Here is a 15,636-nt window from a genome sequence, read left to right as displayed (position 1 = left end):
TGTCCTATCGGGTTGAAGAACCCCGCCCTGCGAGGGGCGGGGTTAGGCCCAGACTTAACTTAGTTAAGTTTCTTGGCTTTTTCGATTGCTTCGTCGATCGTGCCGACCATGTAGAACGCTTGTTCCGGCAGGTGATCGAGTTCGCCCGACGCGATCATCTTGAAGCCTTTGATCGTGTCTTTCAGCGAAACGTATTTACCTGGCGAACCGGTAAATACTTCAGCGACGTGGAATGGCTGCGACAGGAAACGCTGCATTTTACGTGCACGGGCCACCAGCAGTTTGTCTTCCGGTGCCAGCTCGTCCATGCCCAGAATCGCGATAATGTCACGCAGTTCCTTGTAGCGCTGCAGGGTCGTTTGCACGGCACGCGCGGTGTCGTAGTGCTCCTGGCCAACGATCAGCGGGTCCAGCTGGCGCGAGGTCGAGTCCAGTGGATCAACTGCAGGGTAGATACCCAGCGAGGCGATGTCACGCGACAGTGCAACGGTCGAATCCAGGTGAGCAAAGGTGGTTGCCGGCGAAGGATCGGTGTAATCATCGGCAGGCACGTAGACAGCCTGGATCGAGGTGATCGAGCCGGTCTTGGTCGACGTGATGCGCTCTTGCAGACGGCCCATTTCTTCGGCCAGGGTAGGCTGGTAGCCCACCGCCGACGGCATACGACCCAGCAGTGCCGATACTTCGGTACCGGCCAGGGTGAAGCGGTAGATGTTGTCGACGAAGAACAGAACGTCCTTGCCTTCATCACGGAACGATTCAGCGATCGTCAGGCCGGTCAGCGCGACGCGCAGACGGTTACCTGGCGGTTCATTCATCTGGCCGTAGACCATCGCCACTTTGGAGTTTTCCGGATTTTCCAGATCGACCACTTTCGCGTCAGCCATCTCGTGGTAGAAGTCGTTACCCTCACGAGTACGCTCACCCACACCGGCAAACACGGACACGCCGCTGTGTGCCTTGGCGATGTTGTTGATCAGTTCCATCATGTTCACGGTCTTGCCCACGCCGGCGCCGCCGAACAGGCCGACTTTACCGCCTTTTGCAAACGGGCACACCAAGTCGATCACCTTGATGCCGGTTTCCAGCAGTTCTTGCGATGGCGACAGTTCGTCGTACGCAGGAGCGGTGCGGTGGATCGAGGCGATCTGTTCGTGCGATACCGGACCGCATTCGTCGATCGGGTTACCCAGCACGTCCATGATGCGGCCCAGGGTTGCCTTACCGACTGGCACCATGATTGGTTTGCCGGTGTTCTGGATCATCATGCCGCGACGCAGGCCATCGGACGAGCCGAGTGCAATGGTACGGACAATGCCGTCGCCCAACTGCTGTTGTACTTCCAGGGTTAGTTCCGAGCCCGCCATCTTCAAGGCATCAAATACCTTAGGCATCGCGTTGCGGGGAAACTCAACGTCCACCACAGCACCGATACACTGAACGATTTTGCCATCAGCCATGTTCGTTCCTTCAAATATAGTTAAATTCGTTTAAACCGCTGCCGCACCGGCGACGATTTCGGAGAGTTCTTTGGTAATCGCAGCTTGGCGGGTCTTGTTGTAGACGAGCTTCAGTTCGCCGATCACACTACCTGCGTTGTCGCTTGCAGCTTTCATCGCGACCATCCGTGCCGATTGCTCGGACGCCAGATTCTCCGCGACTGCCTGGTACACCAGCGCTTCTACATAGCGCTCCAGCAATTCGTCGATGATGCTTTGTGCATCTGGCTCGTAGATGTAATCCCACGAGTGTGCGCTCTTGTCGGCGACCATTTTGTCGGCCGTCAGGGGCAGCAGCTGTTCGACCACTGGTTCCTGCTTCATCGTGTTGATGAATTTGGTGTAGCACAGGTACACTGCATCGAGCTCGCCTGCCTGGAACTGTTCGAGCATGACCTTGACAGGTCCGATCAATTTATCCAGGTGCGGCATATCACCAGTTTGAATGGCAGAAGCGACGATCTTGACGCCGATGCGATTCAAAAAACCCAAACCCTTGTTACCGATAGCGACTGCTGCAATCTTGTTGCCGGCTGTTTCCAGCTCGCGCGACTTGGTCGTCACCTGGCGCAAGATATTGGTGTTCATGCCGCCGCACAGACCCTTGTCGGTCGTGACGACGATGAAACCCACTGCCTTGGCGTCCGTGCCTTGCGCTGCCGCCAGGAACGGGTGCGTGTATTCCGGATTGGCATTCGCCAGATTGGCGGCGATATTACGAATCTTGTCACTGTAGGGACGAGCAGCCCGCATCCGGTCTTGCGCCTTGCGCATTTTGGACGCGGCGACCATTTCCATCGCCTTGGTGATCTTCTTCGTATTCTCTACGCTTTTGATCTTGCCACGTATCTCTTTGCTTGATGCCATGAGTCCTTACTCCTTCTGCGCGTAGGGCAGCGCCTCACTCGAGGTGGGCGCCGCCTGGCCGCTTAATATGCGCCGGATTTCTTGAAATCAGCAATGGCCGCCGACAGAGTTGCTTCGCTGTCTTTGTCGAGTTGCTTGGTTTCTTCGATCTTGGCCAGCAGAGCAGCTTGCTTGGTTTTCATGTAAGCGTGGATGCCTGCTTCGAACGACAGCACTTGCTTGACTGGCACGTCGTCCATGAAGCCCTTGTTCACCGAGAACAGCGAGACAGCCATCAGCGAGATCGACAGTGGCGAGTACTGGGCTTGCTTGAGCAATTCCGTTACGCGGGCACCACGGTCGAGCTGCTTGCGGGTCGATTCGTCCAGGTCCGAAGCGAACTGTGCAAACGCGGCCAGCTCACGGTACTGCGCCAGATCGGTACGGATACCGCCGGACAGGTTTTTGATGACCTTGGTCTGGGCGGCGCCACCGACGCGCGATACGGAAATACCGGCGTTAATTGCAGGACGGATACCGGCGTTGAACAGCGACGTTTCCAGGAAGATCTGGCCGTCGGTAATCGAAATCACGTTGGTCGGCACGAAGGCCGAAACGTCACCTGCTTGGGTTTCGATGATCGGCAGTGCCGTCAGCGAACCGGTCTTGCCAGTCACGGCGCCGTTGGTGAACTTCTCGACGTAGTCGGCGTTCACGCGGGCTGCGCGTTCGAGCAGGCGGCTGTGCAGGTAGAACACGTCGCCCGGGTACGCTTCGCGACCTGGTGGGCGGCGCAGCAGCAGCGAGATCTGACGGTAGGCAACAGCTTGCTTGGACAGGTCATCGTAGACGATCAGTGCATCTTCACCGCGGTCACGGAAGTATTCGCCCATGGCGCAACCCGAGTACGGCGAGATGTATTGCATGGCGGCCGATTCCGAAGCGGAAGCGGCGACAACGATGGTGTATTCCATCGCGCCGTGCTGTTCCAGCGAGCGCACGATGTTCTTGATCGACGAGGCCTTCTGGCCAATCGCGACGTAGATACATTTCATGCCCTGGCCTTTTTGATTGATGATCGCATCAATCGCCACGGCCGATTTACCGGTTTGACGGTCGCCGATGATCAGTTCGCGCTGGCCGCGGCCAACAGGAACCATCGCATCGATCGACTTCAGGCCGGTTTGCATCGGTTGCGAAACGGATTCACGGGCAATCACGCCCGGAGCGATTTTTTCAATCGCAGCCGTCATTTTCGCTTCGACCGGACCTTTGCCGTCGATCGGCACGCCGAGCGCGTTGACCACGCGGCCCAGCAGTTCAGGACCAACCGGGACTTCCAGAATGCGGCCGGTGCATTTCACCGTGTCGCCTTCGGAGATGTGCTCGTAAGCACCCAGAATCACGGAACCGACGGAGTCGCGCTCCAGGTTCATCGCCAGGCCAAAGGTATTGCCCGGGAATTCCAGCATCTCGCCTTGCATCACGTCCGACAGGCCGTGGATGCGGCAGATACCGTCGGCAACGGAAATAACCGTACCTTGGTTACGCACTTCAGCGCCGCCATCAAGACCTTGGATCCGGCTCTTGATCAACTCGCTGATTTCAGATGGGTTGAGTTGCATACTAACTCCTAAAAGTGTTTCTCTCAGCTTGCGCGAGGGGTAAGGGTCTGTCTAAGCTGGCCTGCCGAAGCGCGTGTCTTACGACACCAGTGCGACGTGCAATTGCTGCAATTTGGCGCGCACCGAGGTGTCGAGCACCTGATCGCCAACAACGACGCGCACGCCGCCAAGCAGCGATGGATCCACTGTGACAGCAGGATTGAGCTTGCGACTGAATTTCTTTTCCAGCGTTGCAACCAGCTCGGCCGTTTGGCCTTCGCTCAGATCGAAAGCGCTCGTGATCTCGGCGTCAGCCGCACCTTCCAGGCCATTTTTCAAGGCATGGAATTGCGCGCCGATTTCCGGCAGCAGGCTGATGCGGCCATTTTCGACCAACAAATTGACGAAGTTTTTGACTTCTTCGTTGAGCGGCGATTTCAACAACGACAGGATGGTGGCGGCGACGTCGCTCTCCGAAACTTTCGGATTGCGCGCGTACGCCTGTACCTCGGGGTGGCTGCCGACCTGGGCCAATTCGGACACCAGTTCGGACCACGCCGCGAGGTTGCTTGACTCCTTACCTGCTTGGGCTACGCGGAACAAAGCTTCCGCGTAGGGACGGGCGACGGTTGCGAGTTCTGCCATGATTACAGCTCGACAGCAAGACGCTGCAACATTTCGGCGTGAGCCGTTGGGTTTATTTCACGTTTCAAGATCTGCTCTGCACCCTTGATCGCCAGGTCAGCCACCTGAGCGCGCAATTGTTCGCGTGCTTTCGACAGTTGCTGCTCGGCGTCGGACTGGGCTTGCGCAATGATCCGCGCCGCTTCAGCCTGAGCATTTTGCTTGATCTCTTCAGCAACCAGCTGGGCACGCTTTTCAGCGTCCGCAACGCGTTGCGACGCTTCTTCACGTGCACCGTTCAATGCTTCTTGCGCACGCTTTTCAGCGACAGCCATCGAAGCCTGACCTTGATCGGCCGCAGCCAATCCATCCGCGATTCGTTTGGCACGCTCATCCAGCGCTGTATTCAGCGCTGGAAATACGAACTTCATCGAGAACCAGACCAACACCGCGAAGGTGATCATCTGGCCGATGAGCGACATATTGATGTCCATACCTTTGCTCCTGACTAAAAGTTTCTCCTAGGATTGGAGCGAATTACTGAGCAACAGCAGCCATCAATGGAGCCAGGAACGGGTTAGCGAACGTGTACAGCAGAGCGATACCAACGCCGATCATCGAGATGGCGTCCAGCAGACCAGCGATAACGAACAGTTTGGTTTGCAGTTGTGGCATCAGTTCTGGTTGACGTGCCGAAGCTTCCAGGAATTTACCACCCAAGATAGCGAAGCCCAAAGCGGTACCGATTGCGGCCAGGCCGATGATGATTGCTGCTGCCAGAACGGTCATGCTTTGTACTTGTGCGATCAGAGCTTGCATAAAATTCTCCTAAATTTAAAAACGAAAGGTATTAACAAAAAAACAAAATATAAAGTTGCTGATTAATGCTTCTCAACCGCAAGGCTCAGATACACAACCGTCAACGCCATAAACACAAAAGCTTGCAAAGTTACAATCAAGATATGGAAAATTGCCCATGGACCACCCAACGCCCACTGTGCCCACCAAGGCAACAACGCGATCAAGATGAAAATCAGCTCGCCGGCATACATATTGCCGAACAGTCGCAGCGACAGGGAGATCAGTTTTGCAACCAACTCAACCATTTGCAGCAAGAAATTAACTGGTGCCAACAAGATCGTGCCGATAATGCCACTGGCATGGAACGGCGCCGTGAACAGCTCCTTGATCCAGCCGCCGAGGCCCTTGGCCTTGACGGAAAACGCGATAATGCACAGAACTACCGAGAACGACATGCCAAAAGTATGGTTCACGTCCGCAGTTGGTACCACGCGCAGGTTATGTACGCCAAAAAAGGTCAAAATCTTCGGCAGCAGGTCAACCGGCAGGAAGTCCATTGCGTTCAACAGCCAGACCCACACGAAAATCGTGATGGCCAGCGGCGCGATGATCTTGCTTTTGGCGTGAAAAGCACCATTGATGGTCTCATTGACCATTTCCATGATCATTTCGACGAAGTTTTGCAGCTTGCCGGGAACGCCAGCCGTCGCACGGCGCGAAGCCATGTAGAAAACGGCCAGGAAAACAAAGCCCAGGGCAGCCGAGATCCAGAAGGTGTCCAGATTGAAGGTGCCACTGGCACTTTTCAAGTGGGTCAAATGGTGACTGATGTATTCTGTGGCGTTGGCCGGGGCAGCATGGCCCGCTTCAATAGCGTGTTCTGTGGTCATAATGAATTTAGATTTGTCGTTTCAGAGCACAACAGGCCCTGAAACCAATGATTAAACAGCGAGCAATGAAAACCAGTATGCTAAGGTTGCCACCGCGAAACCCAAGATCAGCCATAACCAGGCGGCCGACTGAAACAACACCAGTGCCAATACAAACAGCACCGCTGTGATAAACATTTTCACCGCTTCCGCGCGCACGTGCGCACGAAAAGCCTTTTTGGCGTCGCTGGAGCCGCGAACCACCAGCATGGCATATGTCATGCTGCCTATGACGGCGATTGCACCGCCAACTGCGGCGGACCAGCCCTTCACGCTGCCACCAAAAAACAGGGTAACAGTGGCGAAGGTGATCACGATTGCTAGCTGCAAGGCAACTACTTTGTAGACCGGCTTGGCAATGTTTTGCTTCGAATCACTCAATTACCAAGTCCCCGGAAAAATCTACACACGCAAAGACACGGGATTATAGTTGGCTTTGATATACAGAGTCAAACGTTGACGCACCGCTGCTGGGCAATTGCAGCATGAAACAGACGCTTTACCGACACTTCGCGGCGATTTGCACCAACATATGGCAAAGCGGCTTGCCGCGCCGCCCGCGCTTGTGTTAGCAGCCCGTCATTTAACCACGCAAACGGCTCAGCAAACCGTCCAGTACGTCAAGATCGGCAAAATCGATCACCAATTGGCCACGGCCCTTGCTGCCCATCTTGAACACTACCGGAGTGGCGAGGGCATCGGACAGCTCTTCTTCCAGGCGCGCGATATCGCCCGATTTTTCTTTCACGCGCGGTTCCACCGGGTTGGCTGCCTCTTCCACGGTGCGGGTCACGAGCTTTTCCGTTTCGCGCACGGACAAGCGTTTTGCCACCACCTGGTTGGCCAGCGCGATCTGGCTGGCCGCATCGACCGCCAGCAAGGCGCGCGCATGGCCCATGTCGATATCGCCAGCCATCAGCATGGTTTGCACGGGCGCTGCCAGATTCATCAGGCGCAACAGGTTCGATACCGCGCTGCGCGAGCGTCCGACCGCAGTGGCCGCTTGCTCATGGGTAAAACTGAAGTCGGTGATCAGGCGGTGGATGCCCTGCGCCTCTTCCAAGGGGTTCAGGTCTTCGCGCTGGATGTTCTCGATCAGCGCCATGGCGGCCGCCGCCAGGTCGTCGACATCACGCACCAGCACCGGTACTTCCGCCAGCCCGGCCAGCTGTGAGGCGCGGAAGCGCCGTTCGCCGGCGATGATTTCATATTTTACAAGGCCGCTGACGCTATCCTGGCCGATCGGGCGCACCAGGATAGGTTGCATCAGGCCCTGCGCCTTGATCGAGGCGGCCAGTTCATTCAGGGCGCCCTCGTCCATGCGGGTACGCGGCTGGTATTTGCCAGCCTGCATTTGCGTTACCGGCAAGGTTGTCGGCGTATTCACTTCGGGACTGGCGAAGTCGCCGCCGCCACCCAACAGAGCGTCAAGGCCGCGGCCCAGTCCTTTTAATTTTTTCGTAGCCATGCTGTCCTAATCAGTTTTCAAGTAAGCGCTCACATATTGACCCTGAGCGCTCGCTTATTACATATGCTTGATGCGCTCGACCATCTCGGCACCGAAGGCGATATACGCTTGCGCGCCTTTCGAGCTGGGGTCGAAGTTGACGCCAGGCAATCCATACGATGGCGCTTCGGCCAAGCGCACGTTGCGCGGAATAATGGTCTTGAAGACCTTGTCGCCAAAGTGCTGTTCCAGCTGGGCCGACACCTGTTGTGATAATGTCATGCGCGGATCGAACATGACGCGCAACAGGCCGATGATCTTCAACTCGGGGTTCAGGTTGGCATGGACCTTCTTGATGGTGTTGACCAGGTCCGACAAACCTTCCAGCGCGTAGTACTCGCACTGCATCGGGATGATCACGCCATGTGCGGCACACAGGCCGTTCAGGGTCAGCATTGACAGTGCCGGCGGGCAATCGACCAGGATAAAGTCATAGTCGCCGTCGACTTCGGCCAGCGCGTCCTTCAGGCGGCTTTCGCGACGATCCAGTTCGACCATCTCCACTTCGGCACCGGCCAGCTCGCGGTTCGACGGCAGCACATCGAAGCGCCCCGCTTCCGAACGCTGGCGTGCCGTTTTGACATCGGACTCGCCCAGCATCACTTCATAGGTCGACGCTTTCAGGCCCGCCTTGTTGATGCCGGCGCCCATGGTCGCATTGCCTTGTGGGTCGAGGTCGACCAGCAGCACGCGCTGATCCAGCTTGGCCAGGCCGGCAGACAGGTTGACGCTCGTTGTGGTTTTACCAACACCACCCTTTTGATTTGCTACACAAAAAATTTTGGCCATGTATCTTCTAGTTGTAAATGGATGCAAACTTCATTGTCGCGCCCCGGCTCTCCACCGAAACGATTTATACTGTTTATTTGATTTATATCATTTACATAGTATAAATCGTTTATATTATTCATACGATTTATATAGTATAAATGGTTTATATCGTTTATTTTTTTGGCTTTCAAATTCTTGTTATAAATACCAGATGACGCTCTGCATCCAGCCCTGGCACCTGTATAGGGGTCAATTTCGTCACTTTCCAGTCTGCCGGCAACCGCTCGCGCTCGTCTGGCGGTGCCACCCCTTTCAAGGCGATAAATTGACCGCCCTCTGCCAAAACGTGGTTCGACCAGTTGACGAAGTCGGACAGGTCGGCAAAAGCACGCGAGGTAATCACGTCGAATTTCTGCTTCACTTCCAGCTGCTCCACGCGCTTGGTGTACACCGTGACGTTGGCCAGGCCCAGTTCGGCCTTCACTTGCGTCAAAAATGCCGTCTTCTTGTGCACCGTATCGATCATCGAGACTTTGATATCGGGCCGTGCGATAGCCAGCACCATGCCCGGCAGGCCGCCACCGGCGCCCACGTCGAGCACATTTTTCGCGTCAACAAATGCCGGCACGGCGGCCAGTGAATCGAGCACGTGCAGGGTCAGCATCTGCTGCGGATCGCGTACTGAAGTGAGGTTGTAGACGCTGTTCCACTTGGCCAGCAAGGCCAGGTAGTCGAGCAATTGTTCAGCCTGCTGCGCGCTCAGCTCCAGCCCCAGCGCGGCAATGCCATCATTCAAAATCTGGGCAAGTTCAATCCGGTCAAACTGCTTCATTCAACAACCTCGTCCTTTAAATTAGTGGTCTGTATTTCAGCCTGCCCCGCGCCAAAACCGCGCTTTTTCAGGTGGACCAGCAACAGCGAAATGGCGGCCGGCGTGACGCCGGAAATGCGCGATGCCTGGCCCAGGGTTTCAGGGCGCTGCTTGTCGAGTTTCTGGCGCACTTCGACCGACAGCGCGCCAATATCGAGGTAGTTGAAACCCTCTGGCAAGGCCAGGTTTTCATAGTGTTCATGACGCTCGATTTCCTTGGTCTGGCGCTCGATATAGCCCGCGTATTTGAGCTGGATTTCCACCTGTTCGCGTACCGCCGGGTCTTCCACGCCGGGGCCAGCCAGGGCCTGGCCTGCCACGCCCGTCATGCTCATCAGCGTGTCGTAGGCCACGTTCGGGCGGCGCAGCAGATCAGCCAGCGAGTATTCGCGCTCGATCGCCTGGCCAACGATGCGTTCCGATTCGGCCGCTGCCAGGATGCGCGGATTGACCCACGTGGAACGCAGGCGCTCGAGTTCAACCGCCACCGCTTCGCGCTTGCGCTCAAACGCTTCCCACTGCGCATCCCCGACACAGCCCAAAGCGCGGCCGATTTCCGTCAGGCGCATGTCGGCATTGTCTTCACGCAGGCTCAAACGGTACTCGGCGCGGCTGGTAAACATGCGGTACGGCTCTTGCACGCCCTGCGTGATCAGGTCGTCGACCAGCACGCCCAGATAGGCCTCGGAGCGGCCCGGTGTCCACGATTCCTTGCCTTGTGTCAGCAGTGCGGCATTGATACCGGCCAGCATGCCTTGCGCAGCCGCTTCTTCGTAACCGGTGGTGCCATTGATCTGGCCGGCAAAGAACAGCCCTGCCACCACCTTGGTTTCCAGCGACGCTTTCAAGCCGCGCGGGTCGAAATAATCGTATTCGATGGCATAACCGGGGCGCAGAATATGTGCGTTTTCCATGCCCTTCATCGAGCGCACCAAGGCGATCTGCACGTCGAACGGCAAGCTGGTCGAGATGCCGTTTGGATAGAATTCGTGCGTCGTCAGGCCTTCCGGTTCGAGGAAAATCTGGTGCGATTCCTTGCCGGCAAAGCGATGGATCTTGTCTTCGATCGACGGACAATAACGGGGGCCCACGCCCTCGATCACGCCCGTGTACATGGGGCTGCGATCAAGGCCGGCGCGGATGATGTCGTGCGTCTGGCTGTTGGTATGCGTGATCCAGCACGGCACCTGTTGCGGGTGCATGGCCGTGTTGCCCATTACCGAAAATACCGGCACCGGATCAAGGTCGCCCGCCTGTTCCTGCATCACCGAAAAATCGATGCTGCGGCCATCGATACGCGGCGGTGTGCCGGTTTTCAGGCGGCCCTGCGGCAGCTTCAGTTCTTTCAGGCGGCTGGAGAGCGAGATCGCAGGCGGATCGCCGGCACGGCCGGCGGAGTAATTGTTCAGACCCACGTGGATCTTGCCGTCGAGGAAAGTACCGGCGGTCAACACCACGGCGCGCGCCAGGAACTTCAGGCCGATCTGTGTCACGGCGCCGACCACGCGGTCGCCTTCGATCATCAGGTCATCAACGGCCTGCTGGAACAGCCACAAATTCGGCTGGTTTTCCAGGCGCGAACGGATCGCGGCTTTATAGAGAATACGGTCGGCCTGGGCGCGCGTGGCGCGAACTGCCGGGCCTTTCGAGGAATTGAGGATGCGGAACTGGATGCCGGACTCGTCGGTGGCAATCGCCATCGCGCCACCCATGGCGTCGACTTCCTTGACCAGATGGCCCTTGCCGATGCCGCCGATCGATGGATTGCACGACATCTGGCCCAGGGTCTCGATATTGTGCGTGAGCAAAAGTGTCTTCTGCCCCATGCGGGCGGAAGCGAGGGCCGCCTCGGTACCGGCGTGACCACCACCGACGACGATGACGTCGAATTCTGTAGGAAATAACATGAGTATCAGGTAAATGCGAGGAGTGAGCTCCGATTATAGAGTCTTTTTGCGGCCATAACTTTTTACGGGTCATTTTTTGCCTATTTTTTACTCAGCAAGCAAGTTACGCTTATCTTCGTGTTCCACGTGGAACAACGATATCGCTGATCGAAGATGGTTTCACGTGGAACATGGGCCCGAAAAGCGGAGTAAATTCTCGGACTGGCTCTTCTGTCGCAGATACGACCGCTTGGTGAGATAACAGACAGATACAACACCGTCTGCTGATACACTACCCTCATGAACAACAAAGATATTCCCATCCATCCTGACACAACGACATTTCCTCATGGGAAATGCGCGGGTTGCCACGACAGTGCGCCGCTGGATTTTGACTTCGAATATGCTTACCAGCCCATCGTCGACTTGGCCACGCGCAGCATCTATGCCTACGAGGCGCTGGTACGCGGCCCTAACGGCGAGAGCGCCGCCAGCGTGCTGGCGCAAGTAACGGATGCGAACCGCTACCGCTTCGACCAAGCCTGCCGCGTAAAGGCCGTGGCCGGCGCCGCGCAGCTGGGGATGAAGGAATTCCTGTCGATTAATTTCCTGCCGAATGCCGTCTATCGCCCCGAAGTGTGCATCCGCAGCACCCTGGAAGCGGCGCGCATACACAATTTTCCTACCGATAAGATCATCTTTGAAGTGACAGAAGGCGAGCGGGTGCTGGATCGCCCTCACTTGGTGAATATCTTCAGTGAGTACCGGCGCTTCGGTTTCCAGACAGCCATCGACGATTTCGGCGCCGGCTTTGCAGGCCTGAACCTGCTGGCAGAATACCAGCCCGATATCATCAAGATCGACATGGACCTGGTACGCGACGTTGATCACCACGCGCCACGCCAGGCCATAGTGCGTTCGATCGCCGGTCTGTGCTGCGAACTGAATATCAAGGTGCTGGCCGAAGGCATCGAGACGCGCGCCGAACGTGACTTCCTGGCCAGCTGTGGCATTACGCTGATGCAGGGATACTGGTTTTCAAAACCCGTGTTCCAGGGTTTGGCAGACATACCGGACAGTGCCTGGAATTGAAAATGGCCACGTGAAACGTGGCCATTTTCTTTTGGACCTGCTACCTTAATCAGGAACGTTCACCAGGGCCCCCGTCAAGCTAATGGTATTGGCCACAGCGGGCACCGCAGCAATCGCCGGCACATTGACGTTAGTGATTGGCGTGTTGGCGTCAGGCCGCTTCACCGTGCGCACCACTTGCGATAGCGGCAAGGCCTGGTTCGAGCGCAGGTGCAAATACATGGCGTCGAGCGCACGGTTCAGATACACATGTAGCGGCACCACCAGTGTCGGCAAGGCGCTGCTGAAAGAATCGAAATGGTTGGCGTTGGTCACCTCGATATAGCGCAGCTTGCTGTTGGCGCCCTCCGCTGCCGCGTTCAACCCTAGGTAGGCGCGTGAGGCGTGGTTGACGGGGATCAGGGTATCGCTGCGGCCCTGCACGATGATCGCCGGCTTGCCATTGAGCTTGCCAGTTGCCTGTACCTCGGCCACGCCGGCACGCACGCGCGTGCTTTGCGCCGCCAGTATCCCGGTCAAGGCTGCGCCGCTGACGGCATCCACGCCAGTGGCCAGGCTGCGCAGGCACAGAAAACCGTCAAGCGCCTGGTCGGCCAGCTTGCTTGATGGCGACACGGCGGTCGTATACACACTTGCCCCACCCACCGCATCTTCATAGAGTACGTTGCCGAGGATGCCGTTCTGCGTGGCGAAACTGGCCGCCTTCTGTGCATTGGTGTAGGCAACAGGATGGCCGAGCGCATCGGTCTGGGCAAAACTGAAACCGCAGACTTTATCCGTCACGGAGAATTTCCCGTAGGCATAAGCATAGGTCACAGCCACCAGGATATTCGTGCCCGCATGCGAGGCCTGCAAGGGGTCGGAGTCCGCAAGCCAGCCATACGCCTGCAAGCGCAGTTTCGCATCCTGCTGCTGCGAGGCCAGGTCGCCGCCAGTCAACAAGCCTTTGGCCACCAGCGCCGTGCAGCGTCCGGCATTGCCGGCAACAGAGGCGATGCAGGGCTGGTAAAGGGCTGCATAGCTGGCGTAGTCGAACAGCGCACGGCCAGCGCCGGCCATTGTCAGCGCGCCCTGGCGCACGTTGTAGGCAGTCGATGGTTGCGGCTGTATCTGTGGCTCACTGACGGCCACGCCACTGATCAGGCCACGGCTATCCTGCTCAGCGGCCAGCAGCGCGGCACCAGCGCCGTTGGAAATGCTCGACGCAATCGTGATGGTATTGGACGGTTTCAAACGCAGCAGTCGGCCAACCCCATCGCGTGCGGTCGCGCCATAACGCTCGTTGAGCACATAATAGGCAAACTCGACCGCCTGCAAGGTCGCCCTGCCCCACTCTTTCTCCGGATTCTGCTGCGAGTGCGCATGCTTGAAAGCGATGCGGTTCGGATAGGCACTGGCAAAGGCGGCACGGTCGGCCTCAACCAGGTCGGGTGCGAAGATGGCACTCTTGCCGGCTTGGCCACACGTGGCACGCAATCCGCTCTGCAGATTGACGCTGTCGTCTTCAAACACATACAGGCCGGTGCCGGAGCCCTTGTCGGCATAGGCCACGGCGCAACCTTTTTTCAAGCCCCATTCGCCGGAGCTGCCGACGGCGCCATAGATGCCGCGCGAGCCACTGGAAGTACCGGTAACGATGCAGGCGCGCTCGGGATCGAAACTGGCGGGCACCTGCACCATCAGGGTGACGTTCTTCTTGCCCGTGCCATCGTCGGCGTAGGCGATATATTCGCTGCCGGCAATCAGGCCTTCGCCACCACCCACTACGCCATTGGCGTCGACATTCGGGCCGTACAAAGTACCGTAGCCGCTGCTGGCGGCTATATCGAGCACGGCGCGGTAATTGGCGTGGATGGCGTTGCGGCGCAACTCCATCGCAGTCGGACGCTCGGGATCGGCATACGCGGGGGCCGCTGCGCCCAGGCCCGTCTTGCCCAGGCCAGCTGTCAACAAATCATTGGTCTTGCCGTCGACGTCAAGGCGCGTGATGGCGCCCAGGTAGGCGGGCAACTGGTTCAGGTCTTCTGTCGTGTGGCTGCTGCCGCAGGCGGACAATAACAACAGTGCGCCCAGGCCGCTGGCACGCGGGACGGTGGTGGTCATCGCTGTTCTCCCTTCATTGATGAGCTAACGCTAAAAACGGTCTCCAGATGAAAAAAGCCGGACTTGCGTCCGGCCGTGCTTGCTGCTTCAATCTCAGGCTGCTGGCCTGGCTGCCCTGATCCCGAAGCGGGCGAGCACCTCGCCCACGATACCGCGCCGGAACATCAGCACGCAGATCACGAAGATGATCCCGGTAACAATGCCCACCGATTCGCCCAGGGTACCGAACCACTCCACGCCGGTATGCGTGGCCAGATAGGTGCCGAAGTCCCCCAGCTTGTTTTCCAGCGCAATGATCAGCACGGCGCCAATAATGGGACCAGCCAGGGTACCCATGCCACCCACCAAGGTCATCAGCACGACCAGGCCCGACATGCCCCAGTAGACATCGGTCAGGGTTTCAAAGCCCAGCACCAGGGTCTTGGTGGCGCCGGCCAGGGCAGCCAGCGAGGCCGACAGCACGATGGCCATCAGCTTGTACTTGTTGACGTCATAGCCCAAGGAAATCGCGCGCGGCTCGTTTTCCTTGATCGCTTTCAACACCTGGCCGAACGGCGAATGGATGGTGCGCACGATCAGGGCGAAGCCGGCGATAAAGATCGCCAGCACCAGGTAGTACAAGACGGTGTCATTGCCGAGGTCTATGGTGCCCAGCAAGGTTCCACGTGGAACACCTTGCAAGCCATCTTCGCCGCCTGTGAACGGCAAACGCAGCGCCAGGAAGTACACCATCTGCGCCAGCGCCAGGGTGATCATGGTGAAATAGATGCCCTGGCGGCGGATCGCCAGTCCACCCATGACCAGGCCCAGGAAAGCGCCAGTGGCGACGCCGGCCAGCAGGCCCAGCTCCGTCGGCCAGCCCCAGGTACGCAGCGCATAACCGGTAACATAACCGGCGCCGCCAAAAAACGCCGCATGACCGAATGACAGCAGACCGGTATAGCCGATCAGCAGATTGAAGGCACAGGCAAACAGGGCAAAGCACAGCAACTTCATCAGGAAGACCGGATAGCCGTAAAACGGTGCGGCCAGCGCCAGCGCCAGGGCGATTGCGTAGCCTACATTCTTATTCATCGTGATTGCTCCAATACATGACTGATGAG

At 57.7% G+C, this 15,636-nt stretch carries 15 protein-coding genes; 1 reads left to right on the top strand and 14 read right to left on the bottom strand.

Annotation, left to right across the window (positions count from 1 at the left end; all coding sequences use genetic code 11):
* Positions 1-59: 59 nt before the first annotated feature.
* The 12 genes from atpD to mnmG all read right to left on the bottom strand — a co-directional run bounded on the left by atpD (position 60) and on the right by mnmG (position 11,359).
* Positions 60-1,460 (bottom strand): F0F1 ATP synthase subunit beta, encoded by a 1,401-nt coding sequence (atpD, locus tag ACQ4WM_RS19435; protein ID WP_065307861.1) that lies wholly within the window; start codon positions 1,458-1,460, stop codon positions 60-62.
* Positions 1,461-1,490: 30 nt separating this feature from the next.
* Positions 1,491-2,366, bottom strand: coding sequence for a F0F1 ATP synthase subunit gamma (gene atpG, locus ACQ4WM_RS19430; protein ID WP_436548302.1), 876 nt, complete (start codon positions 2,364-2,366; stop codon positions 1,491-1,493).
* 62 nt (positions 2,367-2,428) lie between these two features.
* Positions 2,429-3,970, bottom strand: coding sequence for a F0F1 ATP synthase subunit alpha (atpA, locus tag ACQ4WM_RS19425; RefSeq protein WP_436548301.1), 1,542 nt, complete (start codon positions 3,968-3,970; stop codon positions 2,429-2,431).
* Between the two features lie 78 nt (positions 3,971-4,048).
* Complete coding sequence (locus ACQ4WM_RS19420; RefSeq protein ID WP_436548300.1) at positions 4,049-4,594, bottom strand: F0F1 ATP synthase subunit delta; 546 nt, start codon at positions 4,592-4,594, stop codon at positions 4,049-4,051.
* A gap of 2 nt (positions 4,595-4,596) precedes the next feature.
* Positions 4,597-5,067, bottom strand: a complete 471-nt coding sequence (locus ACQ4WM_RS19415; RefSeq protein WP_436548299.1) for a F0F1 ATP synthase subunit B — start codon at positions 5,065-5,067, stop codon at positions 4,597-4,599.
* A 43-nt stretch (positions 5,068-5,110) separates the two neighbouring features.
* Positions 5,111-5,392, bottom strand: coding sequence for a F0F1 ATP synthase subunit C (atpE, locus tag ACQ4WM_RS19410; RefSeq protein ID WP_010393790.1), 282 nt, complete (start codon positions 5,390-5,392; stop codon positions 5,111-5,113).
* A gap of 62 nt (positions 5,393-5,454) precedes the next feature.
* Positions 5,455-6,264, bottom strand: coding sequence for a F0F1 ATP synthase subunit A (gene atpB / locus ACQ4WM_RS19405; RefSeq protein WP_436548298.1), 810 nt, complete (start codon positions 6,262-6,264; stop codon positions 5,455-5,457).
* A gap of 51 nt (positions 6,265-6,315) precedes the next feature.
* Positions 6,316-6,684 (bottom strand): ATP synthase subunit I, encoded by a 369-nt coding sequence (locus ACQ4WM_RS19400; protein ID WP_436548297.1) that lies wholly within the window; start codon positions 6,682-6,684, stop codon positions 6,316-6,318.
* A 202-nt stretch (positions 6,685-6,886) separates the two neighbouring features.
* Positions 6,887-7,771, bottom strand: a complete 885-nt coding sequence (locus ACQ4WM_RS19395) for a ParB/RepB/Spo0J family partition protein (RefSeq protein ID WP_436548296.1) — start codon at positions 7,769-7,771, stop codon at positions 6,887-6,889.
* Positions 7,772-7,828: 57 nt separating this feature from the next.
* The gene (locus ACQ4WM_RS19390) at positions 7,829-8,599 is read right to left on the bottom strand and encodes a ParA family protein (RefSeq protein WP_436548295.1); all 771 of its coding nucleotides are present in this window, start codon (positions 8,597-8,599) and stop codon (positions 7,829-7,831) included.
* 169 nt (positions 8,600-8,768) lie between these two features.
* Positions 8,769-9,413, bottom strand: coding sequence for a 16S rRNA (guanine(527)-N(7))-methyltransferase RsmG (gene rsmG, locus ACQ4WM_RS19385; protein ID WP_436548294.1), 645 nt, complete (start codon positions 9,411-9,413; stop codon positions 8,769-8,771).
* Positions 9,410-11,359 (bottom strand): tRNA uridine-5-carboxymethylaminomethyl(34) synthesis enzyme MnmG, encoded by a 1,950-nt coding sequence (gene mnmG, locus ACQ4WM_RS19380; protein ID WP_436548293.1) that lies wholly within the window; start codon positions 11,357-11,359, stop codon positions 9,410-9,412. Before mnmG ends, rsmG begins: the two co-directional genes overlap by 4 nt.
* A 279-nt stretch (positions 11,360-11,638) precedes the next feature.
* Between mnmG and ACQ4WM_RS19375 the strand changes: the two genes are divergently transcribed.
* Entirely contained in the window at positions 11,639-12,430 is a 792-nt protein-coding gene (locus ACQ4WM_RS19375) for an EAL domain-containing protein (RefSeq protein WP_436548292.1), read from the top strand.
* Positions 12,431-12,475: 45 nt separating this feature from the next.
* On the opposite strand, the gene ACQ4WM_RS19370 is transcribed toward ACQ4WM_RS19375, so the two are convergent.
* Both ACQ4WM_RS19370 and ACQ4WM_RS19365 read right to left on the bottom strand, forming a co-directional pair.
* On the bottom strand, positions 12,476-14,533 hold the full coding sequence (locus ACQ4WM_RS19370) for a 3-hydroxybutyrate oligomer hydrolase family protein (protein ID WP_436548291.1): 2,058 nt from the start codon (positions 14,531-14,533) through the stop codon (positions 12,476-12,478).
* Between the two features lie 93 nt (positions 14,534-14,626).
* On the bottom strand, positions 14,627-15,607 hold the full coding sequence (locus ACQ4WM_RS19365; RefSeq protein ID WP_436548290.1) for a branched-chain amino acid ABC transporter permease: 981 nt from the start codon (positions 15,605-15,607) through the stop codon (positions 14,627-14,629).
* Positions 15,608-15,636: the final 29 nt, after the last annotated feature.

This window comes from Janthinobacterium longum, from assembly GCF_051380735.1.
Taxonomy (GTDB): domain Bacteria; phylum Pseudomonadota; class Gammaproteobacteria; order Burkholderiales; family Burkholderiaceae_D; genus Janthinobacterium.
Note: the sequence above shows the minus strand (reverse complement) of the source record. Positions and strands in the feature narration are given on the sequence as shown.